Source organism: Roseomonas sp. FDAARGOS_362 (assembly GCF_002754815.1).
GTDB lineage: Bacteria > Pseudomonadota > Alphaproteobacteria > Acetobacterales > Acetobacteraceae > Roseomonas > Roseomonas mucosa.
This window is the reverse complement of the sequence record NZ_CP024588.1, coordinates 3,596,389-3,620,550: the sequence shown is the minus strand read 5'-3', so window position 1 is coordinate 3,620,550 and position 24,162 is coordinate 3,596,389. Positions and strand designations below refer to the sequence as shown.

Sequence of the window (24,162 nt, the reverse complement as noted above, 5' to 3'; positions counted from 1 at the left end):
CCTGCACCGGTGCCATTGATCCTGGATGGCCCCCCGCACCCGCGTCTTCCCGGCATCCGCACCGCTTGGCCTGGCCCTGCTGCTGGCCGCCTGCGCCACGCCGCAGCCGCCGATCGTGCCGGGCCAGCCCTTGCCGCCGCAGGAGCCGGTCTCGGTGCAGGTCACGGACGAGCCGGGCCAGCCCTTCCTGGTCTACAGCGTCACTCCCAGGATCGAGGAATACCCGGACGGCCCACCCCTGCCCCGCGTCCTGACCGCGCTGGGCGCCGGGCGGGCGAGGCAGGACGCACGGGAAAGGGTCTTCCGCGCCACGGTGGAGGTGACCTATGCCGGCCCGGGGCGACAGCGCTTCGACAGCATCAGCATCGCCAACCATCCCCCCGCCCCGATCCGGGAGATCGACCACACGCTGCGCTGCGGCCAGGGCCCCTCGGGGCGGAGCTGCCTCTACACGGAAACCGTGGCCAGCTTCATCCCGGAGGTGGACCTGCGGGCGGCCGCGGCGGTGAACCAGCCGCTGCGCTTCCGGCTCAATGGCCCGCGGCCGGTCGTGGTCTCGCTGCCGCCCGACCGGGTCCGCGCCCTGCTCGCCAGGATGGGTGCCGCCGGGACCTGATACGGGTGCCGGCCTTCCCGGGCCGCATCGCGCTTCGTGGCGGGCCGCCGGGGACAGGGCGGTGCCAGACGGGACATACGCCCCGCCTTGGCCCCGGTTGGTTCAGAACTCGGCTTCCAGGTCCAGCTCCGTGACATGCTCGGGCTCGGCCTTCGCGGCGGCGACCCACTCGGCCATGTCCGGCCAGGACATGATGGTGTCGGCATAGCGAGCCGCGGCGCCGTCCAGGCGGACGCCATAGGTCAGGAAGCGTGTCACCACCGGCGCGTACATGGCATCGGCGATTCCGGGCCGAGCGCCGAAGAGCCAGGGCCCGCCCCATTTTTCCAGGCACTCGTTCCAGATCGTCAGGATTCGATCGATATCGGCCTTCGGCCCCGACCACAGTGTGAAGTCCGGCACATGCGCCCGCAGGTTCATCGGCAGCGAGGAGCGCAGCGCCGAGAAGCCGGAATGCATCTCCCCCGAGATCGAGCGGCTGCGTGCCCGCGCCGCCCGGTTCTCCGGCAGCAGACCAGCCTTGGGGAAGGTCTCGTTCAGGTATTCGGCGATGGCCAGCGTGTCCCAGACCGTGACCTCGCCATGGATCAGGCAGGGCAGCAGGATGGAGGAGGAGCGCATCAGCAGTTCCGCCCGGGCCACAGGATCGTCCGCCGCCGCAACGGAAACCTCGACCTCCAGCCCCGCCAGGCGGCAGAGTAGCCAGCCGCGCAGCGACCAGGAGGAATAGTTGCGACTGCTGATCAGCAATCTGGCATCCGCCATGGCACCCGGCCTCCGGTCCTGAATCCGACACCACACAGCTTAGGCACTTCGGCACCGCCAGGGAATCGCGCGCTTCCCAGGGCCGACAGCACCGGCCGCAACCGGCCCCGCCCCGCGTTCCGTTCCGCCGGGATGCGTTTCGCCTGGGCGTTCCGGTGCGGCTGCTATATGCTGCGTCGCAGCAAACCCTTCCGGCGGGTGCAGCCTGCCCCGGCCCGGCCCATGGTCCAGCGCGGAGACCGATCGGACCCATGAACTACGCGCTCTACCAGTTCGGGACCGATCTCCTTGCCCCTTGGCAGGGCCTCGCCCATGGGCTGGCGCCGCTGCTGCGCCCGCTGCATCCGCTGCAGCCGGGGGCACCCCTGCTTCGCCGCGCCTCGGCGGCGCTGGAGGTCCTGTCCGAGCTCCGCGTCACCCACAAGCGCCCGGCCTTCCACCTCGCTCCCGTCCGGGCCGGCAATGCCCTGGTGGCGATCGAAGAGGAGGAGGTCTTCGCCACCCCCTTCGGCCGGCTGCTGCATCTCCGCAAGGACAGCGACCTGCCGCAGCCGCGCGTGCTGGTGGTGGCGCCGATGTCTGGGCATTTCGCCACCCTGCTGCGCGGCACGGTGCAGGTGTTGCTGCAGGACCACGACGTCTACATCACCGACTGGGCCAATGCCCGCGACGTGCCGCTGGAAGCCGGGCGCTTCGACCTCGACGATTGCATCGAACATATCATCCGCTTCCTGGAGGAGATGGGCGGCGAGGAGCGTGCGCCCACCCATGTCCTGGCCGTCTGCCAGCCGGCGGTGCCGGTGCTGGCCGCCGTCGCGGTCATGGCGCAGGCCCGCAACCGGCACCAGCCGCGCTCCATGACGCTGATGGCCGGGCCGATCGACACGCGGCGGAATCCCACCGGGGTCAACCGCCTCGCCCAGTCCAGGCCGATCGAGTGGTTCGAGCGCAGCCTGATCGACACCGTGCCCTGGCGCTTCGCCGGGCATGGGCGGCGCGTCTATCCCGGCACGACCCAGCTCAGCGCCTTCATGTCGATGAACCTGCACCGGCACGCCCGCGCCTTCGCCACGCAGTACGAGAACATCGCCGCCGGGGCGCTGGCCGCGACCGAGGCGCACAGGCGCTTCTACGAGGAGTATTTCGCGGTGATGGACCTCACCGCCGAATTCTACCTGCAGACCGTCCGTTCCGCCTTCCAGGAGAACGAGCTGCCGCGCGGCACCATGCAGTGGCGCGGCAGGAAGGTGCGGCCGGAGGCGATCCGCCGCACCGCCCTGTTGACCGTGGAAGGCGAGAACGACGACATCTGCGGCATCGGCCAGACCATGGCGGCGCTGGACCTGTGCAGCGGCATCCCCGTGACGATGAAGCGCCACCACCTGCAGACCGGCGTCGGCCATTACGGCGTCTTCAACGGCCGCCGCTGGGCGAACGAGATCTATCCGGTGGTGCGCGAGATGATCCAGACGACGAACTGACGCCGGGCACCGCCCGCGCCACGGCGATGCGGGCCGGGAGGAGGTGCGAGGTTCACAGGAGCAGCCGCCCCTCCACCTCCGTATCCAACGGCCGGATCGGGCGGGCCACCCTCGACCAGGGATAGCGGCGGTAATCCGTGGCCAGGAGCCCGTCGCCGGTCGCGTAGAGCACCGTGGCTGAGATCGGCGCGAAGGACGCATGGAAATGCTGGTTGGACTTCACCACCAGCAGCCGCTCGCCGAGCGGGTCGATTCCCATGTTCGAGAAAAGGTCATGGCCCATCGCCTGGCGGCGCCGGGACGTCAGCACGGCACCAACCCCTGTCGCGGTGCGTATCCCGACGGCATCCCCGAGATCGACCGGCCCGCCGGCAAAGCTCTGATATGCCTCGGGAACGCAGGACAGGACCTCCACCTCCGCATCCAGCGGCTGCCCCGAGGCCCAGCAGGCCTTGCCTCCGATCCGCAGGCGCATCCTCGCGCCGGGCCCGGCGTCGAAGGCCAGGCGGACCGCAAGCGGATCCCAGATCGGTCCGACCGAGGCACCAGCGATGCCACCCTCGGTCAGCAGGCGCAGGAATGTGGTGTTGTCCGACGGAGCACCGCCGCCGGCATTGTCCGAGGTATCGGCAATGGTCACGGGCGCTTCCGCCGTCGCGGCAAGCCGCAGCCCCTCGGCGACCGCTTCCGCCGGCTCCAGGAAGCGCTTCGCGGGGTGGGCATGAATCGCGGCCATGGCCTCGCCGAACTCGCGGGCCAGGCGGTCGCCCACAGGCTTGGCATCATCCGTGACGACCAGCACCCGCGCGCCGCTCTCCGGCACGTCGCCCGAAGGGAAGCCATGGCCCAGCGAAATGGAAAGCACGCCCGCCCGGCCTTCCAGCGCCATCGCGCGGTCGACCAGCCCGCGCATCGGCTGTTCGGTGGTGGGAAAGGAGGCGATCAGCCGGCAGTCCCAGAGCGACATCACCGGGCGGATCTGCCCGCGCAGGGTCGCCAGGACCAGGTCGAGCAGTTCCTCGCCACGCTCGACGAAATCGGTGTGCGGGTACTCCTTGTACAGGACGATGATGTCCGCGATCTCGCAGCGCCGGACGGTGAGGTGGCAATGCGGGTCGAGCTCGACGCCGATCACCGCCTCCGGACCGACCATGCGGCGGACATGCTCCAGCAGGTCGGCTTCGCAGTCGTCATAGTTCTGCGCCACCATCGCGCCGTGCAGGCCGAGCACCACGGCATCGACGGGCAGCGCTGCACGAAGCTGCGCCAGGATCTCCTCACGCATCCGCTCATAGGCGCTGCGGCCGGCCATCCCGCCTGGCATGGCCCAGAAGCAGGAACCAGGGATGAATTCGTACCCGTCGGCCGCCGCACGGCGACGGGTCACCCAGAAGGCGGCCGTCTGCATGGTCGGCTCAGCCGGATGCTCGCCAGGCTGCCAGGCCTGCTGGTCCAGGAAGTTCCGGTAGCTCGTCGGCATCGGCGAGAAGGTGTTGGTTTCCAGGGCCAGACAAGCGGAGAAGATGCGCATGGCGAATCCTCGGGCGGAGATACACGGCGCGGCATGATCCCCGGCCATCGCCCGGATATACCATAGTGCAGGGACGCCATTTCCGTCCGTCGCGGCCCTCTTCCGCCAGATCGGCCGCCAGTCCTGTCCCCGGGGAGAGACTCGCCTCATGCTGGACCGGTATCGCCCCGGTTTTTCTCCGCTCCCTCTGCGGACGCTTCCGCCGGATCCTTCCTGGCCCGAATCTCGACCAACCCGGTCAACGCCGCGCTGCTGGAGCGCCTGCCGGCGCTGGGCCTGCCACAGGGCTTCCTGACGGCGGGCTGCCTGTTCCAGGCCGTCTGGAACCATCGCTCCGGCCAGCCCGCCGGCCAGGGCGTCAAGGACTACGACGTCTTCTACTTCGACGACCGGGACCTGTCCTGGGAGGCCGAGGACACCGTGATCCGGCGCGTCGCGGAAGCCACGCGCGACCTGCGCGACGGGATGGGCGCGGTGATCGAGGTGAAGAACCAGGCCCGCGTGCATCTCTGGTACGAGCAGCGCTTCGGCTCGCCCTATCCCCGCCTGACCTCGGCCCGCGACGGGATCGGCCGCTACCTCGTCGCCTGCACCTGCATCGGCATCGAGGCCGCCACGGGCGCGGTCCACGCCCCCGACGGCTTCGGCGACCTGGAGGCCGGCATCCTGCGCATGAACCCGCTGAGCGGGAACCGGCACGACCTGTTTCGGCGCAAGGCGGAATCCTACCGCGCCCGCTGGCCCTGGCTGAGCATCGCCGAGCCGGGCCCAAAGGGAGGCCCGCTCACCCCATGAAGCTCCCGGGCCCGAAACTGTCCGGCAGCAACTCGCCTAGGCGCCGCAGCAGCACGGTCTTCCCCGCCGCATCCACCATCCGCACGGTGGTCTCCGCCGTGCCGAATTCCCGCAGCTTCTGCCGGCAGCCGCCGCAGGGGGTGCAGGGCTCCTTCGCCTCGGCGGCCACCACCACCTCGGCGATGCGCCGGCTGCCATCGCCCATCACCATGGCGGCGATCGCCCCGGCCTCAGCGCAGGTGCCCTCGGGGAAGGCGGCGTTCTCGACATTGCAGCCGGCGAAGACGGCGCCGTCCTCCGTCCGCAGCGCGGCGCCGACCTGGAAGCGGGAATAGGGCGCATAGGCCCGCCCCCGCGCCGCCAGCGCCGCCGATACCAGATCATCGGGACCGGACATGCTCAGCGTTCCTTCACATAGGGCGTCCCGCTCGCCTTCGGGGGCACGGAACGCCCGACGAAGCCGGCCAGCAGGATCACCGTCAGCAGATAGGGAAGCGCCTGCACCGCCTGCACCGGGAAACTGCCGATCAGCGGCACCGGCACGCCCTGGAGGCGGATCGCCACCGCATCCAGCAGACCGAAGCCCAGGCAGGTGAGCAGGATCGGCCACGGCCGCCACTTGCCCAGGATCAGCGCCGCGAGCGCGATGAAGCCCCGCCCCGCCACCATGTCGCGCACGAAGCCCGCCCCCTGCGCGGTGGCGATCGTCGCCCCGGCGATGCCGCAGAGCAGCGCCGCGATGACCACCCCGGCATAGCGCAGCCCGGACACCGAGATCCCCGCCGTGTCCACCGCCGCCGGGTTCTCCCCCGCCGCGCGCAGCCGCAGCCCGAAGCGCGTCCGCCCCAGCACCCAGGCGGAAAGCGGCACCAGCAGCAGGGCGAGATAGGTCGGCAGGGTCTGCCCGCTGACCACCACGGCATAGAATCGCCCCAGCACCGGCACATCCGCCAGCGCCGCCGCCCCCGGCAGGGCGATGCCCAGGAAGCGTCCCGAGGCCGGCAGCGGCGGCGTCTGCCCGCCCTGCCGGAACCATGCCAGCGCCAGCACCGCCGTCAGCCCCGAGGCCAGGATGTTGATCGCCATGCCGGAGACCACCTGGTTGCCGCGCAGGGTGATGCAGGCCCAGCCATGCACCAGCCCCAGCGCCAGCGAGGCCGCCATGGCCACCAGCAGGCCCAGCAGCACGTCGCCCGTCACCGCCGCCGTGGCGGCGGCGGCGAAGGCGCCGACCAGCATCTTGCCCTCCAGCCCGACATCCACGATGCCCGAGCGTTCGGTGAACAGCCCCGCCAGCGCGGCCAGGATCAGCGGCGCCGCGGTGCGCAGCGTCGCCGCCAGCATGGGGAGGACCAGCTCCTCCATCAGAGCTCCCCCATCAGGCGCGCTCCGCCGGAAGGGCCGCGCGCGGCGCCAGCAGACGCGCCAGGGCCGGGCGGAACAGGTTGCCCAGCGCCCCGGTGAAGAGGATCACGAGGCCCTGGATCATGATCACCATCTGCGCCGGCACCTCCGGCATCTCGAAGGCCAGTTCCGCCCCGCCCTGGGTCAGCGCGCCGAAGAGCAGCGCCGCCAGCACCACGCCGAAGGGATGGTTGCGTCCCATCAGCGCCACCGCGATGCCGGTGAAGCCGTAGCCGCCGGTGAAGCCGATCAGCAGCTTGTGCTGCGCCCCCAGCAGCTCGTTCACCGCGACGCCCGAGGCCAGCGCGCCGGACAGCGCCATGACCAGCACGATCTGCCGCCGGGCATCGATGCCCGCATAGGCGGCCACGGCGGGGCTGACGCCCGAGACCCGCACGCCGTAGCCCCAGGGGGTGCGCCAGACCAGCAGCCAGACCGCCAGCGCGCAGAGCGCCGCCAGCGGCAGGGCGAGGTTCACCGGCACGTGGGGCGAGAAGCCGAGGAAGCCCAGCTTGGGAAGCCAGGCCGCCTGGGTGAACTCGCGCGTTTCCGGCGCCATGGAACCAGGCGCGATCAGCACGTCCACGATCAGGTAGACCATCAGCGAGGCGGCCAGGAAGTTGAACATGATGGTGGTGATGACGATGTGGCTGCCGCGATAGGCCTGCAGCCAGCCCGGCACCGCGCCCCAGGCGCCCCCGAAGGCCGCGCCCGCCAGGATCGCCACGGGGACCAGCAGCGGCGCGGGCAGGAATTCCAGGTTCAGCGCCGCCAGCGACACGCCCAGCCCGGCGATATAGGCCTGCCCCTCGCCCCCGATGTTGAACAGCCCGCACTGGAAGGCCAGCGCCACCGCCAGCCCGGCGAAGACCATGTCGGTCGTGTAGTAGAGCGTGTAGCCCAGCGCGTCGAAGGAGCCGAGGCTGCCCAGCACCAGCGCCCGCAGCGCCTCCAGCGGTGGCTGCCCCACCGCCAGGATCACCCCCGCCGTCACCAGCAGCGCCAGGAACAGGTTCACCAGCGGCAGCAGCACCAGATCCGCCCAGCGCGGCAGTTCCGCCGCCGTGCCTCCGCTCATGCCGTTCCTCCGGTCCCCATGCCCCGCGCACCGTCCCCGCGCGCGGCGCCCGCCATCATCAGGCCGAGCACCGCCTCGTCGGCTTCCGCCGCCGGCAGCTCGCCCATCACCCGCCCGCCGCACATCACCAGGATGCGGTCCGACAGGCGCAGGACCTCGTCCAGCTCCACCGAGACCAGCAGCACCGCCTTGCCCGCCGCCCGCGCCGCCAGCAGCCGCGCGTGGATCGCGTCGATGCCGCCGATATCCACCCCGCGCGTCGGCTGCCCGACCAGGATCAGCTCCGGGTCGCGCCCGATCTCGCGCCCCATGATCAGCTTCTGCTGGTTGCCGCCGGAAAAGAGCGCGGAACGCAGCCGCGGCGCCACCGGCCGCACGTCGTGCTCGCGCATCAGCCGCTCCGCATGGGCCTCGATCCGCGCCGGGTCCAGCAGCCCGGCGCGGCGCCAGGCGGGATCGTGCTCATAGCCCAGGATCGCGGAATCCATCGCCGGAAAGCTGCGCACCAGCCCGGTCTTCAGCCGGTCCTCCGGCACATGCGCCACGCGGCGGCGGCGCATCTCCGCCGGGCCGGGCATCGCGCCGGGAAAGATGTCCTTTCCCCGCAGCCGAATGCGCCCCGAGCCCGGCACACGCATCCCGGCCAGCACCTCCAGCAGCTCGCTCTGCCCGTTGCCCGCCACCCCCGCGACGCCGAGGATCTCGCCGCCACGCAGGGCGAAGCTGACATCGGCGAGGCGCTCCACCCCGGCGGCATCGCGCAGGCCCAGCCCCTCGACCTCCAGCAGCAGCGGCCCCGGCCGCGCCGGCGGCTTGGAACGGTCGCGCCGCAGCCGGCGCCCGATCATCAGCTCGCCCAGCTCCTCCACCGAGGTCTCTGCCGTGGTCCGGTGCGCCACCATCTCCCCAGCCCGCATCACCGAGACGCGGTCGGTGACCGCCATGATCTCGCGCAGCTTGTGGGTGATCAGCAGCACCGTCTTGCCCTGGCTCCGCAGCGCACGGAGCACGCGGAACAGGTCGTCCGCCTCCTGCGGCGTCAGCACGCCGGTCGGCTCGTCGAGGATCAGCACCTCGGCGCCACGGTACAGCGCCTTGAGGATCTCCACCCGCTGCTGCGCCCCCACCGGCAGATCGCCGACCAGCGCGTCCGGATCGACCGAGAGCCCGTATTCCGTGGCGAGCCGCCCCAGCTCCGCCCGCGCCCTGGCCCGACCCTTCGCCAGCAGGGCGCCGCCCTCGGCGCCGAGCATGACGTTCTCCAGCACGGTGAAGCTCTCCACCAGCATGAAGTGCTGGTGCACCATCTCGATGCCGAGGGCGATGGCATCGGCGCTGGTGGCGATCCGCACCTCCCGCCCGCCGACCAGGATGTGGCCGGAATCGGCGGTGTAGAAGCCGTTCAGGATCGACATCAGCGTCGATTTCCCGGCCCCGTTCTCGCCGATGATGCCGTGGATCTCGCCGCGGTGGACAGTGAGGTCCACCGCCCGGTTCGCCTGCACCGCGCCAAAGCGCTTGCTGATCGCCACCAGCTCGATGGCGGGCGCCCCAGGAATTCTCCTGGAAATTCCCCCGGAGACTCTCCCGGGCGCGGCCCCGGCCATCGTCCCGGGGCGGTCCCCGCTCAGTTCGGGCACGAATTGTCGGTCATGTAGTCATGGACCTTGATCTTGCCGGCCACGATGTCCTGCCGCGCCTGGTCCACCTTCGCGCGCATCTCGGCGGTGACGATCTTCGCGTTGTTGTCGTCGAAGGCGAGCGAGATGCCGTCATCCTCCAGCCCCAGCACGCGCGTGCCGGGCTTGAAGCGGCCCTCACGCGCCTCCTGAAAGGCCTTCTGCACCGCGACGTCGAGGCGCTTGACCATGCTGGTCAGCACATGGCCCGGATGCAGGTGGTTCTGGTTGGAATCCACGCCGATGCCGTACTTGCCCGCATCCGCGGCGGCCTGCAGCACGCCGAGGCCGGTGGCGCCGGCGGCCTGAAAGATCACGTCCGCGCCGCGCTCGATCTGCGAGCGCGTGAGCTCCGCGCCGCGCACCGGGTCGTTCCAGGCGGTGGGCGTGGAGCCGGTCATGTTCTGGAACACCTCGGCCTTCGGGTTCGCCGCCCGGGCGCCCTGCCCATAGCCGCAGGCGAACTTCCGGATCAGCGGCACGTCCATGCCGCCGACGAAGCCGACCTTGCCGGTGCCCGAGCGCAGCGCCGCCAGCATGCCGGCGAGGTAGGAACCCTGCTCCTCGCGGAAGACGATCGACTGCACGTTCGGCGCCTCGACCACCGTGTCGAGGATCACGAAATGCAGCTTCGGGAACTCGGCCGAGACGGTCTTGAGCGCGCTCGCCTGGTTGAAGCCCACCGCCACGATCGGCGTCTGGCCGCGGCGCGCCAGGTTGCGCAGCGCCTGCTCCCGCTGCGTGTCGTTCTGCGGCTCGAACTCCCGCACCTCGATGCCCGTCTCCTTGGTGAAGGCCTGGGCGCCGTTATGGACGGATTCATTGAACGACTTGTCGAACTTGCCGCCCATGTCGAAGACGATGGCGGGCTTGATCTCCTCGGCCAGCGCCAGCACGGGAAGCGCGGCCATCACAGGAAGGGCGCAGAGCGCGCTCAGCAGCAGGCGTCGCATGGGCAGGGTCCTCGCTCGTTCGGGCGGGTTCATGGGAAACAGGACATGGCCGGGGCGCGAGGGCCGGGCGCCCCCCGTCCCCGCGGTGGCGGCGGGCACCGCGTCCGGGCCGCCGCGTCCAGGCGAAAGGGCGCTCAGCCGAAGGAGACCCGGAACTTCGCGAAGCCGCCCGGTGCATCGCCCAGCGGCTCCGCCTTCAGCCCCGCCGGCAGCGCGACCTTGGCCGCCGCCGGGGAGGTGACGTAGGAGACCACGGCATTCGCCGGCAGCGGCACGATGGACCAGTTGCCGTCGGCTTTCGGGTCCACGCTCTTCTGCTCGACGATATAGCGCACGATCACGTCGCGGTTCAGGTCCGGCGCGTCGAGCACGATGGTCTTGCCGTCCGCCCCGGGGAAGTTTCCGCCGCCCCCGGCGCGATAGTTGTTGGTGGCGACCAGGAACTCGGCCGTCTCGTCCACCGGCTGGCCGTCGAAGCGCAGGTCCCGGATGCGGTGCGCGCCGGGCGCCACCAGCTTCCCGTCGTTGTCGTAGCGTGATTCCTGCGTCACATCGATGCGATAGGTCACGCCGTCGATCACATCGAAGTTGTAGGATGGGAACTTCGCGTTGATCAGCTCCTGCTCGGCCGTCGAGGACGGGTCGATCCGGTTGAAGATGCCCGCCGAACGCTCCAGCCATTCCCGCACCTGCGCGCCGGTGACCTTCACCACGCGCACGGTGTTCGGATAGAGGTAGATATCCGCCATGTCCTTGATGGCGAGCGGCCCCGGCTTCACGTCGGTGTAGTAGTCCGGCCCCGAGCGCCCGCCCGCCTTGAAGGGCGCCGCGGCGGAGAGCAGCGGCAGCTTGTCCAGCCCCGACCCGGCGGCGATACCGCGGATGTACCAGGTCTGCGCGTTGCTCACGATCTGCACCGAGGGATCGTCGGCCACCAGCGCCCAGTAGCTGTTGATCGGCGCCTTGGTCTCGCCCACCGGCTGGCGCACATAGGCGAGTGTCGCCTCGTGCTCCGCCTTCGCCGCCTCCAGCACCACGGGCGCCGCCGTGGTCAGGGCCACGATGCTGCGGTCCGGCTTGCGCTCGTAGATCGGCCGCGCCTCGACCTTGAAGTCCGCCACCTTCCAGACGCCGTTCCGCCCTTCGAGCTCCAGGTCGATCACGCCCAGATGGCTGCCCCAGAAGCCCGCCATCACCGCCGGCACGCCGTGCAGCGTGCCGCGCGCGGCATCCACGCCGTCGATGTTGGCGAAGTCCTTGCCGGGGAAGACGAGGTGCTGGTGTCCGGTGAGGATCGCGTCGATGCCCGGCACCTTCGCCAGGTGCAGCGCCGCGTTCTCGTCGCCCTTCTGGTGGTCGCCGCCGGCGATGCCGGAATGGCACAGCGCCACCAGCAGGTCGCATTGCCGCCGCAGCTCCGGCACGTAGCGCACCGCCGCGTCCACGATGTCGAGCGTGGTCGCCTTGCCGTCGAGGTTGGCCTTGTCCCATTGCGTGATCTGCGGCGGCACGAAGCCGATCACGCCGATCCGCAGCAGGCGCCGCCCCCCCTTCTCGTCCACCATCTCGCGCTCGAAGACGCGGGTGGGGGCGACCAGCGGCGAACCATCGGCCTTGAACACGTTGGCGCAGACGCTGGGAAAGTTCTGCCCCGCCAGCGAGGTGCCCAGATAGTCCAGCCCGTAGTTGAACTCGTGGTTGCCCAGCGTGCCGCAGAGATAGTCCAGCCTGTTCATCGCGGCGATGATCGGATGCACCTGCCCCGGCTTCAGCCCGTGGCTATAGGCCATGTAGTCGCCCATCGGGCTGCCCTGGATCACGTCGCCATTGTCGAAGAGCAGGCTGTTCCTCGCCTCGGCCCGGGCCGCCGCGATCAGCGTCGCCGTCTTGGCCAGGCCCACCGTGTCGTCCGTCCGGTCCCGGTAGTAGTCATAGGGATAGACGTTCACATGCAGGTCGGTGGTTTCCAGCAGGCGCAGCCTGATCCGCGTCGGCTCCGTCACCGTGCCGGTGGTGCCGGCACTGGTCTGAGCCAGGGCCCCGGCCCCGGGAGCGATCGCCGCCGGGGCGGCCACCGTGGCGGCTCCCGCCAGCAGCAGGGAACGGCGGGAGAAGGGAGGAAGGCTCATGGGCACCTTGGGGTCCGTGCGGCGGCGCTAGTCTTCCCCTGCCACCGCGCGGCGATCAATCCCCGTCCCCGCTCACATTGGCCGGGCCACCGCCCGGCCGGCGGACACGTGCCCTCAGAAGAAGCGTACCAGCCCGCGTTGGAGGCGATGTTCGGCCTGTTCCAGGTCTTCGGGGGTGGAGAGATGGAACCACACCCCGTCATGCACCAGGGCGAAGGCGCGCCCCGCCGCGATCGCCTTGTCGTAGAGGCGGTTCATGGACCAGGCCCCTTCCGGCGCGCCATCGAAGAGGCGGGGGTGCAGCACCTGCACCCCGGCATAGGTATAGGGCACCACCTCCCGCTCCTTCGGCCGTCGGATGCGCCCCAGCGGGTCCAGCGCGAAATCGCCGCGCCCGACATCGCCCTCCACCGTGGCGGCGCGCGCGACCAGCAGCAGCACGTCCATGGCCTCCGGATCGAAGGCCGCGAAGAGCCGCCGCAGCGCCGGGACCGGCCCGTTCAGCCAGTAGGAATCCCCGTTCACCGCCACGAAGGGATCGGGCCCCAGCTTCGGCAGGGCGTTGCGGATGCCGCCGCCGGTCTCCAGCAGCTCCGGCTCCACGATCACCTCGCAGGCGGGCCTGTTCCGGGTGGCGCAGGCGGCCTCGACCTGCGGCGCCAGATGGTGCGCGTTCACCACCACGCGCCCGATCCCGGCCGCGTCCAGCTGGTCGAGGATATGGTCCAGCAGGCTTTCCCCCTGCAGCCGCAGCAGCGGCTTCGGCGTGGTCTCCGTCAGCGGCCGCATCCGCGTGCCAAGGCCGGCGGCCAGCACCATCCCGGTGCGCGGGCTGACACCCGGCGCCGGCAGGGTGAGGTTTGGCAGGGGAGGCTCCTGCGGGGCTGCCTTCTGGGGGGCCGGGGCGGCCGGACGGGTTGCGGAGGCGTCGTTCGGTTCGCTCACGCGGCCAATCCCTTCACGAGCCCCTCGGGGGCGGGTTCATCCGCTTCGCCAATGGCACATGCGCATCCAGGAAGGAAGCGAGCGGCCGGGCCGCCGGTTGCGCCAGCGACGCCGCCAGCAGCCGCCAGCAACGCGGCCCATGGGCGAGGTAGCGCGGCTTGCCGTCGCGGCGCGCCAGCCGTACCCAGAGCGCGGCGACGCGCAGGTGCCGCACCGCGCCATGGGCGGCCATGGCAGCCTCCAGGTCCGGCACGTCCCGCACCCGGCGATAGGCGGCGATGGCGGCCACGCGGGCCTCCGGCGCCACGTCGCGCCGGGCGTCCTCCACCAGGCTCAGCAGGTCATAGGCCGGGTGGCCCAGCGCCGCGTCCTGGAAATCCAGGATGCCCACGGCGCGCACGCCCTCCCGCCCCGGCACCGTGGTCAGGTTCGCCGGAAAATAGTCGCGGTGCACGATGCCGCGCGTGCCGGCGAAAGGATCGATCGTGTCGCAAACGGCGCGCCGGAACCCCTCGCGCTGCGCCTCGGAGGGCGCCTCGCCCAGCGCCGCGGGCCACCACCAGTCCAGGAAGGTGCCCGCCGCCGCCCGGGCCATCGCCGCGCCGTCCCAGGCCGGCAGGCCCGGCGGCGGCGGCACCGCATGCAGCGCGGCCAGCGCCTCGCCTGCCGCGGCATAGAGCGGCGCCGGGGCGGCGCCGGCATCCAGCAGGTCGGCATGGGTGCGCTCGCCCAGGTCCTCCACCAGCAGCAGCCCGGCGGCCTCGTCGCGCGCCAGGATGCGTGGCACGGAAAGCCCGGCCCCGGCCAGAGGCACCTGCATCCGCAGAAAGGGATGCAGGTCCACCTCTGGCTCGGCGGAGCAGTCCATCAGCAGGACCGGCGCGGGCCCGCCGCGCAGGCGGATATAGCGCCGCCGCCCGGCATCGCCCGGCAGGGGTTCGCGCGCCGCGCCGGCGAATCCGCTCGCGGCCAGGAAGGCGTCGATGGCCGGGAAGCCGGGGGGCGGGCCGACCGGGGCAGCGGCAGCCGGGACATCGGTATCCGGGGCGGCGGCGTTCAGGGCATCCATGGTCATGGGGAAAGTCTTTCGATTCGTCCGGGCCAGCCCCGCAGCGTGGCCCGCCGCGCCTCGCCCTCCAGCGGCGTCAGGCGGATGCGCAGCGCATCCTCCGGCGCCAGATCCTCCAGCCGATCCGGCCATTCCACCAGCACCACCCCGTCGCGCGCCTCCTCCCAGCCCAGCTCCGCCACCTCATCCGCCCCGCCGAGACGGTAGAGGTCGAAGTGATGGGCCATGCGGAAGGATGCGGCGTCCGGCAGCTCGTAGCCCTGCACCAGGGTGAAGGTGGGCGAAGGCACTTCCAGCCCGGGATCGCAGGCCGCCGCCCGCAGGAAGGCCCGCGCCAGGGCGGATTTCCCCGCCCCCAGGGGACCGTCCAGCAGGATGGCGTCGCCGGGCCGGGCCAGCCGGGCCAGCCGCGCCGCGAGTGCCTCGGTGGCGGCGAGGTCGGGCAGCAGGATGTCGAGGGATGAAGCAGGCGCCATACGGGCGCACCATGCCCCGGCGCATCGCGCAGGGACAAGCGGCCCCAACCAGGATTGTGCCGGGATGACACCGGCCGCGCGCCGATGGCGGGGAAGCGGTGCCGCGATGCACCACCCCTCCCCCGCGCCGGGTCTTCAGACCACCGTCAGCCCGACATCCACGTTGTTGCGCGTGGCGTTGGAATAGGGGCAGATCTGGTGCGCGGCCTGCACCAGCTCCTCGGCCTTGGCGTGCTCGACGCCCGGCAGGGAGATCTTCAGGTCGGCGGTGATGCCGAAGCCGCCCTCGGAACGTGGGCCGATGCCGACCGTGGCGGTGACCTTCGCATCGTTGGGCACGCGCACGCCCACCTTGCCGCTGACCGCCTTCATGGCGCCCAGGAAACAGGCGGAATAGCCCGCGGCGAAAAGCTGCTCGGGGTTGTTGCCCTCACCGCCGGCGCCGCCCAGTTCCTTGGGCGTGCTCAGCTTCACGTCCAGCGAGCCGTCCTCGGTGGCGGCGCGGCCGTCGCGGCCCCCGGTGGCGGAGGCGGTGGTGCGGTACTTGACGTCGACGCTCATTCTCTTCTCCTCGTCGCCGCAACGCCCTTCGCGGGGCCGGCGGTCATGGAACCGTGTGCGGGAAAATGGTCAGGCCGCCCGCAAGGCATCGCGCAGGCGAACCAGGTCGTCGCGCAGCCCGCCGATCTCGGCAGGGGAACGGTCGATCGCGCAGGCCAGGCGGTAGGGGATCTCCCGCGCCTTCTCCCGCAGGGACCGGCCTGCCTCGGTCAGACGGATGCGGACCATGCGCTCGTCCGACGGATCGCGCATCCGCCCCACCAGCCCGGCCACCTCCAGCCGCTTCAGCAGCGGCGTGAGGGTGCCGGAGTCCAGGAACAGCCGCCGCCCCAGTTCCTTCACCGACAGGCCGTCCTTTTCCCAGAGCACCAGCATGGCCAGGTACTGCGGGTAGGTGAGCCCGAGCGGCTCCAGCAACGGGGCATAGGCGCGGCCGAGCGCATTCATTGCCGAATAGAGGGCAAAGCAGAGCTGGTCATCCAGCAGGGGAATGTCCTGCGTTCCGTCCGACATGCCGCACCTCCATCGAAGGATTCATTTGGAGCAATATATAATTGTGTGCAATGAAATTTTTCTCAATGAACTGCGAGCTCTACCATCCGTGACCTGCTCCCATCTCTGCCAAGCCACACCAGAAGTCACGAATTCGTGATAATAGGCACTTAACCTCTTGATTGCGCACTGAATCGTTCTCTGGATCACCCCATGCCGTTGCTATCTTCGCAATCCCCTCTTGTTTTCAGGGATGCACTTCCCCACTCTATGGCCCATCAAGTGTTTGGTTCGGCCTGCTCTCCGAGCTCGTGACGGAGCGCCGAGCCTGGTGTCTGCATCCTTTCCAAAGGCTTGGTCCGCCGTGCATGTCTGCGCGGCGGGGATTTCTGCCAAGGATCGGAAAACACCATGGCAACCGGCACTGTTAAGTGGTTCAACGCAACCAAGGGCTATGGCTTCATCCAGCCGGATGATGGCTCCAAGGATGTGTTCGTCCACATCTCCGACGTTGAGCGCTCTGGAATCGGCAACCTGAACGAGGGCGACAAGCTCGAGTTCGAGATGCAGCGCGGCAATCAGGGCAAGGTCTCGGCCGGCAACCTGAAGCGCGCCTGAACGGGCGTGACGGGACCGCAAGGTCCCGGCGGCCACTCCCCGCATCCGCCGGCCATGCCGGCCGCGGGGACGGTGGCGGCGACGGCAGAGGGGGCTACGGCCTCCCTCCGCAACACTGGAGCGGCAACCAGCCGTGACCGAGGCTTTCCGGCCGCCGCATGTGACAGCCGTCACGCGGCCACCACGCCAACCCGGTCCCTAACGCCAACATCGTTCCAGTGACATTCTTCCAGGCGAAGGCCGCCTGATTGATCGTCTCCCCCTTTCCCGCCGGCTTTGCCCGCGATGACGGATGACGATCTTCATCATGAAGTCACCGACTTCGGGCCATTCTCCACGTTAATCTTCGAAATCAGCACCGAACGGCTCCGATCCCGGAGGCCGCGGCCAAAGGAATACCATGAATACGCCTTCTCATAATCATTCCGGCCATCTGGCCGTCACCGCCAGCCTGCCCTTCCCGGCGGCCCTGGCTTCCACCCCTTCCCTGCCGGCGCGCCCGGAGGCTTCCGGCCTGAGCAGCGAGGAAATTCGCCGCATCGTGCGCGAGATCATGGGCTGACCCTCAGCGGGTTTCCCCTCGCGCCCAGCCCGGCCTTTCCCATTCTCCACACAACGCCCCGTCTATCCCTCCCGCGCAGGCGCTAATTTCCGCCCCTCGCCGGCAGGTGGCTTTGACCGCGGCGCGCTTGCCTGTATCACCCAGCCCCGGACTGGCCCGTATCAATGGGAATTGGGGAGACAGGGATGGCCGCGCGCATCGAGACCGACGTCGCCGTCATCGGGGCAGGGCCCGCCGGCCTGTTCGCCGTGTTCGAGTGCGGCATGCTGAAGATGCGCTGTACGGTGATCGACACGCTGGATGCCATCGGCGGCCAGTGCACGGCGCTCTACCCCGAGAAGCCGATCTTCGACATTCCCGCCTTTCCCCGCATCCCGGCCGGCGAGCTGATCGACCGGCTGGAGGAACAGGCGCGCCCCTTCACTCCCACCTACCTCCTCGGCCGTCGGGTCGAGAGCCTGGTGCGGGAGGGCGAGCACCTCGTCCTCGGTACCAGCGCCGGCGACACGGTGGTGGCCAGGGCAGTGATCCTGGCCGCCGGGGCCGGCGCCTTCGGCCCCAACCGCCCGCCTTTGGCCGGGCTGGAGGGCTATGAGGCAGGCGGCGCCGTCCGCTACTTCGTCGCCCGGCGCGAGGATTTCCGCGGCAAGCGCGTGGTGATCGCCGGCGGCGGCGATTCCGCCGTGGACTGGGCCCTGTCGCTGAAGCAGGTGGCGGCCAAGGTCACCTTCGTCCACCGCCGCCCCAAGTTCCGCGCCGCGCCGGAAAGCGTCTCCCAGATGGAGGAAGCCGCCGCGCGGGGCGAGATCGAGATGGCCATCCCCTACCAGCTGCACGGGCTGAAGGGCGACGGGCGGACGCTCACCCATGTCACCCTCGCGACCCTGAAGGGGGAGGAGCGCGACGTGGAGGCCGATCACCTGCTGGCCTTCTTCGGCCTCGCCATGGAGCTCGGCCCCATCGCCGAATGGGGACTGGGGCTGGAGAAGACCCATGTCGCGGTGAACCCGGCGACGATGGAAACCAGCATCCCCGGCGTCCACGCGATCGGCGACATTGCCACCTACCCTGGCAAGCTCAAGCTGATCCTGCAGGGCTTCGCCGAGGCCGCCGTCGCCGCCCATGCCGCGCATGGCCGCGTCTTCCCTGGCGAGGCGCTGCATTTCGAGTACTCCACCAGCAAGGGTGTCGCCGCCGTTCCGGCGGAATAAGGGAGCCAGTCCTATGTCCGAAGGCCGCCTCGTCATCGGCACCAAGCGCTACTCCTCCTGGAGCCTGCGCGGCTGGCTCGGCGTGCATCTCGCCGGGCTGAAGGTGGAGGAGGTGGTGATCCCCCTCGCCGGCGGCGGCGGGACGGCGGCCATCCACGAGGCCACCCCGGCCGGGCTCGTGCCCTATCTGGAGCATCGCGGCGCCCGCATCTGGGAAAGCCTCGCCATCCTGGAATACTGCGCCGAGCAGAGCCCCGCCCTCTGGCCCGCCGACCGCGTGGCGCGCGCCCAGGCCCGCTCCGTGGCGGCGGAGATGCATGCCGGCTTCCGCGCCATGCGCATCGCCATGCCGATGAACCTGGGCCGTGACTATGCCGGCCTCGGCCGCAATCCGGAGAGCCTGGCCGACATCGCCCGGATCGAGGCGGTCTGGGCGGAATGCCTCATCGACCAAGGCGGCCCGTTCCTGTTCGGCCCCGAATTCGGTGCGGCGGATGCGATGTACGCCCCGGTGGTCGCCCGCTTCCTGACCTACAGGCCGGAACTCTCCCCCCGCTCCCTCGCCTATCTGGAGGCCGTGCGCCGCCACCCGCTGATGGAGCGCTGGTATGCCGAGGCCGCTGCCGAGCCGAAGGAATGGCTGCTGCCGAAATACGAGAACCTGGGTTGAACGGCAGCACCGGCGGTGCCGGCACCGCCTCGGACCTCGACCATATCGGCGTCTGCACCCGCGACGGCCCCGCCCTCTGGGCCCAGTGGGAGCGGCTGGGCTTCGCCCTGACCCCCATCGCCCGGCAATCCGCCCCCCGCATGCCCGGCGGTCCGGCGGAGCCGCTGGCCACCGGCAACCGCTGCGCCATGCTGCGCCGGGACTACCTGGAACTGCTGGCGATCCTCGACCCCGCCCTGCCGGATAACGGGCTGGGGCGTTTCCTCGACCACTACGTGGGGATGCACATCCTGGCGCTCGGCACCGGGGATGCCGCCGCCAACCTGCTGCGCCTGCGCCGCGCCGGGCTCGACATCCGCGACGTGGCGATGCTGGAACGCCCGGTGGACGATCCCGAGGGGCCCCGCGCCCGCTTCGCCCGCGTGCCGCTGCCGGATGCGCCGGAAGGCCGTGTCCAGCTCATCGAGCACCTGACGCCGGAGCTTCTGTGGCAGGCACGCTGGCTCGACCACCCCAACGAGGCCGTGGCCCTGGCCGAAAGCATCCTGGTGGCCGAGAAGCCCGCCGAAAGCGCCGCGCGCCTGTCCCGCCTCGCCGGCCTGCCGCTGGAACCCGACCCGGCGGGCGGCTACGTCCTTCCCCTTGCCGAGACGCGCGTCCGCATCCTGCCGGTGGCGGCGCTGGAGACCCTGCTCCCCGGTGTGGAACCGCCCTCTCTGCCCTTCCACGCCGCCATCACCGTGCTGACCGGCGACGGCAACGCCGCCGCCCGGCGCATCCTCGCCGGCATCGCCACGGAAACCCCGCTCGGCCTCACCGTCCCGCCCGAAGCGGCCGGCGGCGTCGCCGTTGCCTTCCGCGCCGCGGACCGCCACGGATGACACAGGCCGCGGCGATCGGCCGCTCGCTGCGGACCTACTACGCCCCGGGCCGGGCGGCGGCGCTGGACGCGCATCTGCGCCGCTTCCTCGGCCCTGGCGAGCTGGGCTTCGACCTCGGCGCCCATGTCGGCGACCGCACGGCGAGCTTCCGCCGCCTCGGCGCCCGCGCCCTGGCCGTGGAGCCGCAGCCGCGCCTCGCCCGGCTGCTGCGCCTGCTCTTCCGTGCCGATCCCGGCGTCGCCGTGCTGGCCGCCCTGGTCGGCGCGGCAGAGGGCGAGGCCGAGTTGCACCTGAACAGCGCCAACCCCACCGTGGCCACCGCTTCCGCCGATTTTGTCGCCGCCGCCCGCGATGCCGAGGGCTGGGAGGGACAGCGCTGGGACGGCACGCTCCGCCGCCCGGTCACCACGCTCGATGCGCTGATCGCCCGGCACGGCCTGCCGCATTTCGCCAAGCTGGATGTCGAGGGCTACGAGGCCGAGGCCCTGGCCGGGCTGAGCCGGCCCCTGCGCGGCCTGAGCTTCGAGTTCACCACCATCCAGCGCGACGTCGCGCGCCGCTGCCTCCAACGGCTGGCAGCCCTCGGCCCCTACCGCTTCAATGCCTGTCTCGGGGAGGAAACCCGCTTCCTCTTCCCCCGGCCGCGCGGCGCGGCGGAGATGACCGGCTGGCTCGATGCCCTGCCACAGACGGCCAACAGCGGCGACATCTACGCGAGCCTGGAACCCGGGCGCCTCCTCCCTTGACCCGACTCCTCTGACCCACCGGCCCTGATGCAGTTCCAAGCCTTCCTCCAGCACCTCGGCTTCGCCGCGATGCTCGCCCTCCTCTCGGCCGTGCTGGTCCGGGGAATGATCGCCTTCCCCATCCTCGACCGGCCCAATGCCCGCTCCGCCCATGTGGTGCCGACGCCCCGCGGCGGCGGCGTCGGCGTGGTGGCGGCCTTCGTGGCGGGGATGGTCGTGCTCTATTCGGGTGCGCAATACGCCCGCATCGCCGATCCCCAGTTCGTCGGCGTGATCCTGGCGGCGGTGGCCATTGCCGCCGTTTCCCTGGCCGACGACGTGGTGAACTTCCGCTTCTCCCTCAAGCTCGCTGCCCAGGCGGGGGCTGCCATGGTGGCCATGGCCTGCGGCCTGGTGGTGCAGCGCCTGGCCCTGCCGCAGATCGGGCTGGTGGAGCTGGGGCCCCTCGGCCCGGTGCTGACCCTGTTCTGGATCCTTGCCTGCACCAACGCGGTGAACTTCATGGACGGGCTGGACGGCCTCGTCGGCGGCTCCCTCCTGGTCGCCTCCATCGCCCTCTGCGGCATCGCGGCGCTGCTGGGCGGCTGGTTCGTCTATGCCGCGGCGCTCTTCCTCGCCGCCGGACTGCTGGGCTTCCTGCCCTTCAACCTCACCCCGGCGCGCATCTTCATGGGCGATGTCGGCTCGCAGTTCCTGGGCTTCATGATGGCGGTGCTGGCCGTGGCCGCCGCCCGCTTCGAATACACCCAGGTCTCCTTCCTGATCGTGCCGCTGCTGCTCTTCGCCCTGCTCTTCGACAGCGGCTTCACCCTGCTGCGCCGCATGGCGATGGGCGAGCGCGTGGCCCAGGCGCACCGCACCCACCTGTACCAGATGGCCCAGCGCGCCGGCATGCCGACTGCCCGGATCGCCGCCGCCCATTGGGGCTTCGCCGTCTTCCAGGGCCTGCTCGCGCTGCTCTTCCTGTATCTCGCACCCTGGGCCAAGCCGCTGGTCCTGCTGCCGGCCCTGCTGGTGCAGCTCGGCTGGCTGTTCCTGGTGGCGCGGCGGGTGCGGCGGGCAGGGCTCAGCTGGCGGGCGGCGTGAGGACCTCGATCACCATCGGGCGCTCCTCCCCGACCCATTGCTCGGAACGCCAGATCGCCCCGGTTTCCGGCACCGCCCAGTAGCGGTTGGTGAAGGACGCGCCGCCGCCGCAGCGTTCCTCCACCAGCAGCGCCTCCCCGCTCCGCGCCGCCCGCAGCCGGCATTCCAGGCCCAGGCCGAAGCGCATGTGGTCCGGCGAGCGGTCGGGGCGCATCAGGTCCACCCAGCGGCGCAGCGTGGCCGGGCGTTCCGCCAGCGCCGTCGGATCGTCCAGCGGGTCCGGCCCGTCCAGCCGCGTGGCGGCCAGATAGGTCCGGGTTCCTGCCGTCGCCGTCACCCGTGCCCCGTCCGTCGCGACCACCAGCCCGTCCGGGCTGCGCCACAGCCGCCGTTCGCCATTCTCCTCGATCATCACCGCCACCACCCGGCGCGAGCCCTGCCGCACCGACAGCGCCGGCTCGGCCGGCAAGCCGTCCCCCGCCGGGGCGGGCAGGCGGCTGCGCGGCATCGCCTCCCCGGCCGGATCGTCCGCCGCCGGACCGCCGAGGACAGGACGCATCAGGTCGGCCATCACCGTGTCGCCACAGGCGGCGAGCAGCAGGAGCGGAAGCGCGAGGAGGAATCGCATGATTGTGACCATAGGTTGTTATTCCGGCCGCGTGGAGATCCTCCGCAATGCCGGTCACGTCTTGTGTCCGGCGTTGCGCTATCCCGGGTGAAAGGCGCTGCCTTTCCCCCGGACCCCCTATCCGCCAGGACCCTGCGGGCCCTGGACCCGGTTCGTTGGCGCTCGCTGATGCCGGATCGCGCCGGAGAGCCAGGCTCTCCGGCGGACTGCCGGTGCCATGAGAACGGACAAGGTGTCTTTCTTTTTTTCGGGAATCCCGCCTTTCTACCTGTTCCCAGGGATCAACCCGCAGACTGACGGCCACCACGCAGAACCCACGAAAGCCCGGGGTCCGGGAACCGGCTCCGGTCCCCGGCGGAGAGGGGGTTCCGGGTGGAGAGGCAGCGCCTCTCCCCCGGCGGCCGGCCACGAAGCGCAACGTCCGAAGCCGGAACCACCGGGAAAAGCGCTGTCCTCACCCCCTGGCGCGACGTGGTGCCCGCACGCTCAGCAGCATCAGCGCCCCCAGCCCCAGGAACACGCCGATGGTCGCCATGCCGAGCCGCTGGCTGCCGGTCAGCGTGGTCACCGCCGCCAGCACGGCGGGGCCGAGGAAGCCGGTGATGCGGCCCGACAGGGCGAAGAGGCCGAAATGCGCCGCCATCTCCCCGGGCGGCGCCAACCGGGCCAGCAGCGTGCGCGAGGACGCCTGGGCGGGGCCGAAGAACAGGCCCAGCAGCAGCGCCAGAACCCAGAAGGCCGGCTTGGACGGCACCACGACCAGCGCCGCGCTCAGCAGCAGCAGCGCGGCCAGCGAGAGCAGCACCGTCCGCTTCGAGCCCAGCCGGTCGTCCACCAGCCCGCCCGCCGCCGCACCGATCCCGGCCGTGACGTTGAGCGCGATGCCGAACAGCAGGATCTCCTGGATCGCCATGCCGTGCACCCCGGCGGCGAAGATGGCACCGAAGGCGAAGAGCGTGTTCAGCCCATCGGTGTAGAGCATGTTGGCCAGCAGGAAGCGCCACAGGTCCCGCCGCTGCGGCAGGCGGCGCAGCACGGAGACCAGTTCCTCCAGCCCGCCGCGCGCCGCCGCGGCCCAGCCCGGGCGTGGCCCCCTGGGGTCCGGCACGGCCAACAGCACCGGCCAACCGAAGCCGAGCATCCAGGCCGCCGTCAGCAGCGCCGCCGCCCGCACCGGCTCGGCGCTCGCCTTGTCCAGCCCGAAGAGCGGCGGGTCGGGCCGGATCAGCAGCACCAGCGCCAGGGCGAGGCAGGCCAGCCCGCCGGCATAGCCCAACCCCCAGGCCAGCCCCGAGACCCGCCCGATCCGCTCCGGCGGCGCCACCTGCGGCAGCATGGCGTTGTAGAAGACGGTGCCGACCTCGAAGGCCACGGTCGCGCTCCCGACGCAGGCGAGCAGCCACAGCGTCCAGGATGGGTCGGGCCGGGCGAACCAGACCAGCGCCGTCAGCAGCGCCGCCAGCAGCGTGCAGAGGCCCAGCAGCAGGCGCCGCCGCCCCCCGGCATCCGCCACGGCGCCCAGCACGGGCGAGAGCAGCGCGATCGCCACCGCCGCCGAGCTCTGCATCCAGCCCCACATCGCCTGCCCCTGCGCCGGACCGGGCGCCACGGCCTGGGTGAAATAGGCGGCGATGACGAAGGTGGAGACCATGGTGGGAAAGGCGCTGTTCGCCCAGTCGTAGAGCGCCCAGGCGAAAGCTCGTCGGTTCAATCCACTTCCCCTCTCCGCCCGCCCCTCGCGGGCATCACCCGGGGACGGAGGAGGGACAGGCGCCGCCCCTCCCCG

General features: G+C 71.0%; 25 protein-coding genes. 10 read left to right on the top strand and 15 right to left on the bottom strand.

Translation table 11 applies throughout. The features are described from left to right. Positions 1 to 25: 25 nt before the first annotated feature. Positions 26 to 616 (top strand): hypothetical protein, encoded by a 591-nt coding sequence (locus tag CTJ15_RS20925; RefSeq protein WP_075821899.1) that lies wholly within the window; start codon positions 26 to 28, stop codon positions 614 to 616. Between the two features lie 102 nt (positions 617 to 718). Here CTJ15_RS20925 and CTJ15_RS20920 read toward each other — a convergent pair whose 3' ends face one another. After that, on the bottom strand, positions 719 to 1,366 hold the full coding sequence (locus CTJ15_RS20920; RefSeq protein ID WP_226946017.1) for a glutathione S-transferase: 648 nt from the start codon (positions 1,364 to 1,366) through the stop codon (positions 719 to 721). Between the two features lie 266 nt (positions 1,367 to 1,632). Here CTJ15_RS20920 and CTJ15_RS20915 point away from each other — a divergent pair, with 266 nt between their 5' ends. Next, on the top strand, positions 1,633 to 2,862 hold the full coding sequence (locus CTJ15_RS20915) for a polyhydroxyalkanoate depolymerase (protein ID WP_075821901.1): 1,230 nt from the start codon (positions 1,633 to 1,635) through the stop codon (positions 2,860 to 2,862). A 52-nt stretch (positions 2,863 to 2,914) separates the two neighbouring features. On the opposite strand, the gene CTJ15_RS20910 is transcribed toward CTJ15_RS20915, so the two are convergent. After that, the gene (locus CTJ15_RS20910) at positions 2,915 to 4,393 is read right to left on the bottom strand and encodes a M81 family metallopeptidase (protein ID WP_075821903.1); all 1,479 of its coding nucleotides are present in this window, start codon (positions 4,391 to 4,393) and stop codon (positions 2,915 to 2,917) included. A 78-nt stretch (positions 4,394 to 4,471) separates the two neighbouring features. On the opposite strand from CTJ15_RS20910, the gene CTJ15_RS20905 reads away from it, so the two are divergent. Beyond that, the gene (locus CTJ15_RS20905) at positions 4,472 to 5,188 is read left to right on the top strand and encodes a nucleotidyltransferase family protein (RefSeq protein ID WP_216348603.1); all 717 of its coding nucleotides are present in this window, start codon (positions 4,472 to 4,474) and stop codon (positions 5,186 to 5,188) included. Here CTJ15_RS20905 and cdd read toward each other — a convergent pair. From cdd to CTJ15_RS20850, 11 genes are all read right to left on the bottom strand, one after another. Next, positions 5,178 to 5,585 carry a cytidine deaminase gene (gene cdd, locus CTJ15_RS20900; protein WP_019460240.1) on the bottom strand — a complete coding sequence of 136 codons (408 nt, stop codon included), beginning with the start codon at positions 5,583 to 5,585 and terminating at the stop codon, positions 5,178 to 5,180. The two genes, CTJ15_RS20905 and cdd, sit on opposite strands and share 11 nt — an antisense overlap. Before the next feature lie 2 nt (positions 5,586 to 5,587). After that, the gene (locus tag CTJ15_RS20895) at positions 5,588 to 6,553 is read right to left on the bottom strand and encodes an ABC transporter permease (RefSeq protein WP_171979048.1); all 966 of its coding nucleotides are present in this window, start codon (positions 6,551 to 6,553) and stop codon (positions 5,588 to 5,590) included. 13 nt (positions 6,554 to 6,566) lie between these two features. Then, positions 6,567 to 7,670, bottom strand: a complete 1,104-nt coding sequence (locus CTJ15_RS20890; protein ID WP_075821906.1) for an ABC transporter permease — start codon at positions 7,668 to 7,670, stop codon at positions 6,567 to 6,569. After that, positions 7,667 to 9,202, bottom strand: coding sequence for an ABC transporter ATP-binding protein (locus CTJ15_RS20885; RefSeq protein ID WP_019460237.1), 1,536 nt, complete (start codon positions 9,200 to 9,202; stop codon positions 7,667 to 7,669). Before CTJ15_RS20885 ends, CTJ15_RS20890 begins: the two co-directional genes overlap by 4 nt. Before the next feature lie 95 nt (positions 9,203 to 9,297). Beyond that, entirely contained in the window at positions 9,298 to 10,302 is a 1,005-nt protein-coding gene (locus CTJ15_RS20880; protein WP_019460236.1) for a BMP family protein, read from the bottom strand. Positions 10,303 to 10,436: 134 nt separating this feature from the next. Then, positions 10,437 to 12,431, bottom strand: coding sequence for a bifunctional 2',3'-cyclic-nucleotide 2'-phosphodiesterase/3'-nucleotidase (locus tag CTJ15_RS20875; protein ID WP_075821907.1), 1,995 nt, complete (start codon positions 12,429 to 12,431; stop codon positions 10,437 to 10,439). 114 nt (positions 12,432 to 12,545) lie between these two features. Beyond that, a complete protein-coding gene (locus tag CTJ15_RS20870; protein ID WP_019460234.1) occupies positions 12,546 to 13,376 on the bottom strand; it encodes a nucleotidyltransferase family protein in 831 nt (276 codons plus the stop codon). Between the two features lie 13 nt (positions 13,377 to 13,389). Then, positions 13,390 to 14,451, bottom strand: coding sequence for an aminoglycoside phosphotransferase family protein (locus tag CTJ15_RS20865; protein ID WP_099781949.1), 1,062 nt, complete (start codon positions 14,449 to 14,451; stop codon positions 13,390 to 13,392). Further along, positions 14,448 to 14,921, bottom strand: coding sequence for a tRNA (adenosine(37)-N6)-threonylcarbamoyltransferase complex ATPase subunit type 1 TsaE (gene tsaE / locus CTJ15_RS20860; protein ID WP_019460232.1), 474 nt, complete (start codon positions 14,919 to 14,921; stop codon positions 14,448 to 14,450). The genes CTJ15_RS20865 and tsaE overlap by 4 nt, the downstream gene beginning before the upstream one ends. Before the next feature lie 135 nt (positions 14,922 to 15,056). Next, positions 15,057 to 15,482, bottom strand: a complete 426-nt coding sequence (locus CTJ15_RS20855; RefSeq protein ID WP_019460231.1) for an organic hydroperoxide resistance protein — start codon at positions 15,480 to 15,482, stop codon at positions 15,057 to 15,059. A 69-nt stretch (positions 15,483 to 15,551) separates the two neighbouring features. Further along, positions 15,552 to 15,995, bottom strand: a complete 444-nt coding sequence (locus tag CTJ15_RS20850; protein WP_075823035.1) for a MarR family winged helix-turn-helix transcriptional regulator — start codon at positions 15,993 to 15,995, stop codon at positions 15,552 to 15,554. 390 nt (positions 15,996 to 16,385) lie between these two features. Between CTJ15_RS20850 and CTJ15_RS20845 the strand changes: the two genes are divergently transcribed. The 7 genes from CTJ15_RS20845 to CTJ15_RS20820 all read left to right on the top strand — a co-directional run bounded on the left by CTJ15_RS20845 (position 16,386) and on the right by CTJ15_RS20820 (position 21,748). Next, complete coding sequence (locus CTJ15_RS20845) at positions 16,386 to 16,592, top strand: cold-shock protein (RefSeq protein WP_019460229.1); 207 nt, start codon at positions 16,386 to 16,388, stop codon at positions 16,590 to 16,592. Between the two features lie 400 nt (positions 16,593 to 16,992). Beyond that, positions 16,993 to 17,154, top strand: coding sequence for a hypothetical protein (locus CTJ15_RS24455; protein WP_019460228.1), 162 nt, complete (start codon positions 16,993 to 16,995; stop codon positions 17,152 to 17,154). Positions 17,155 to 17,339: 185 nt separating this feature from the next. Beyond that, positions 17,340 to 18,365: an NAD(P)/FAD-dependent oxidoreductase gene (locus tag CTJ15_RS20840; RefSeq protein WP_099781948.1), complete on the top strand. Its 1,026-nt coding sequence runs from the start codon at positions 17,340 to 17,342 to the stop codon at positions 18,363 to 18,365. 13 nt (positions 18,366 to 18,378) lie between these two features. Beyond that, the gene (locus CTJ15_RS20835) at positions 18,379 to 19,035 is read left to right on the top strand and encodes a glutathione S-transferase family protein (RefSeq protein ID WP_099781947.1); all 657 of its coding nucleotides are present in this window, start codon (positions 18,379 to 18,381) and stop codon (positions 19,033 to 19,035) included. Then, positions 19,032 to 19,916, top strand: coding sequence for a VOC family protein (locus CTJ15_RS20830; RefSeq protein ID WP_099781946.1), 885 nt, complete (start codon positions 19,032 to 19,034; stop codon positions 19,914 to 19,916). The genes CTJ15_RS20835 and CTJ15_RS20830 overlap by 4 nt, the downstream gene beginning before the upstream one ends. After that, positions 19,913 to 20,662 carry an FkbM family methyltransferase gene (locus CTJ15_RS20825; protein ID WP_099781945.1) on the top strand — a complete coding sequence of 250 codons (750 nt, stop codon included), beginning with the start codon at positions 19,913 to 19,915 and terminating at the stop codon, positions 20,660 to 20,662. Before CTJ15_RS20830 ends, CTJ15_RS20825 begins: the two co-directional genes overlap by 4 nt. A gap of 27 nt (positions 20,663 to 20,689) precedes the next feature. Then, the gene (locus CTJ15_RS20820) at positions 20,690 to 21,748 is read left to right on the top strand and encodes a glycosyltransferase family 4 protein (RefSeq protein WP_019460223.1); all 1,059 of its coding nucleotides are present in this window, start codon (positions 20,690 to 20,692) and stop codon (positions 21,746 to 21,748) included. On the opposite strand, the gene CTJ15_RS20815 is transcribed toward CTJ15_RS20820, so the two are convergent. Both CTJ15_RS20815 and CTJ15_RS20810 read right to left on the bottom strand, forming a co-directional pair. Further along, on the bottom strand, positions 21,729 to 22,376 hold the full coding sequence (locus CTJ15_RS20815) for a YjbF family lipoprotein (RefSeq protein ID WP_099782246.1): 648 nt from the start codon (positions 22,374 to 22,376) through the stop codon (positions 21,729 to 21,731). The two genes, CTJ15_RS20820 and CTJ15_RS20815, sit on opposite strands and share 20 nt — an antisense overlap. Before the next feature lie 454 nt (positions 22,377 to 22,830). Then, entirely contained in the window at positions 22,831 to 24,087 is a 1,257-nt protein-coding gene (locus CTJ15_RS20810; protein WP_099781944.1) for an MFS transporter, read from the bottom strand. Between the last annotated feature and the right edge of the window lie 75 nt (positions 24,088 to 24,162).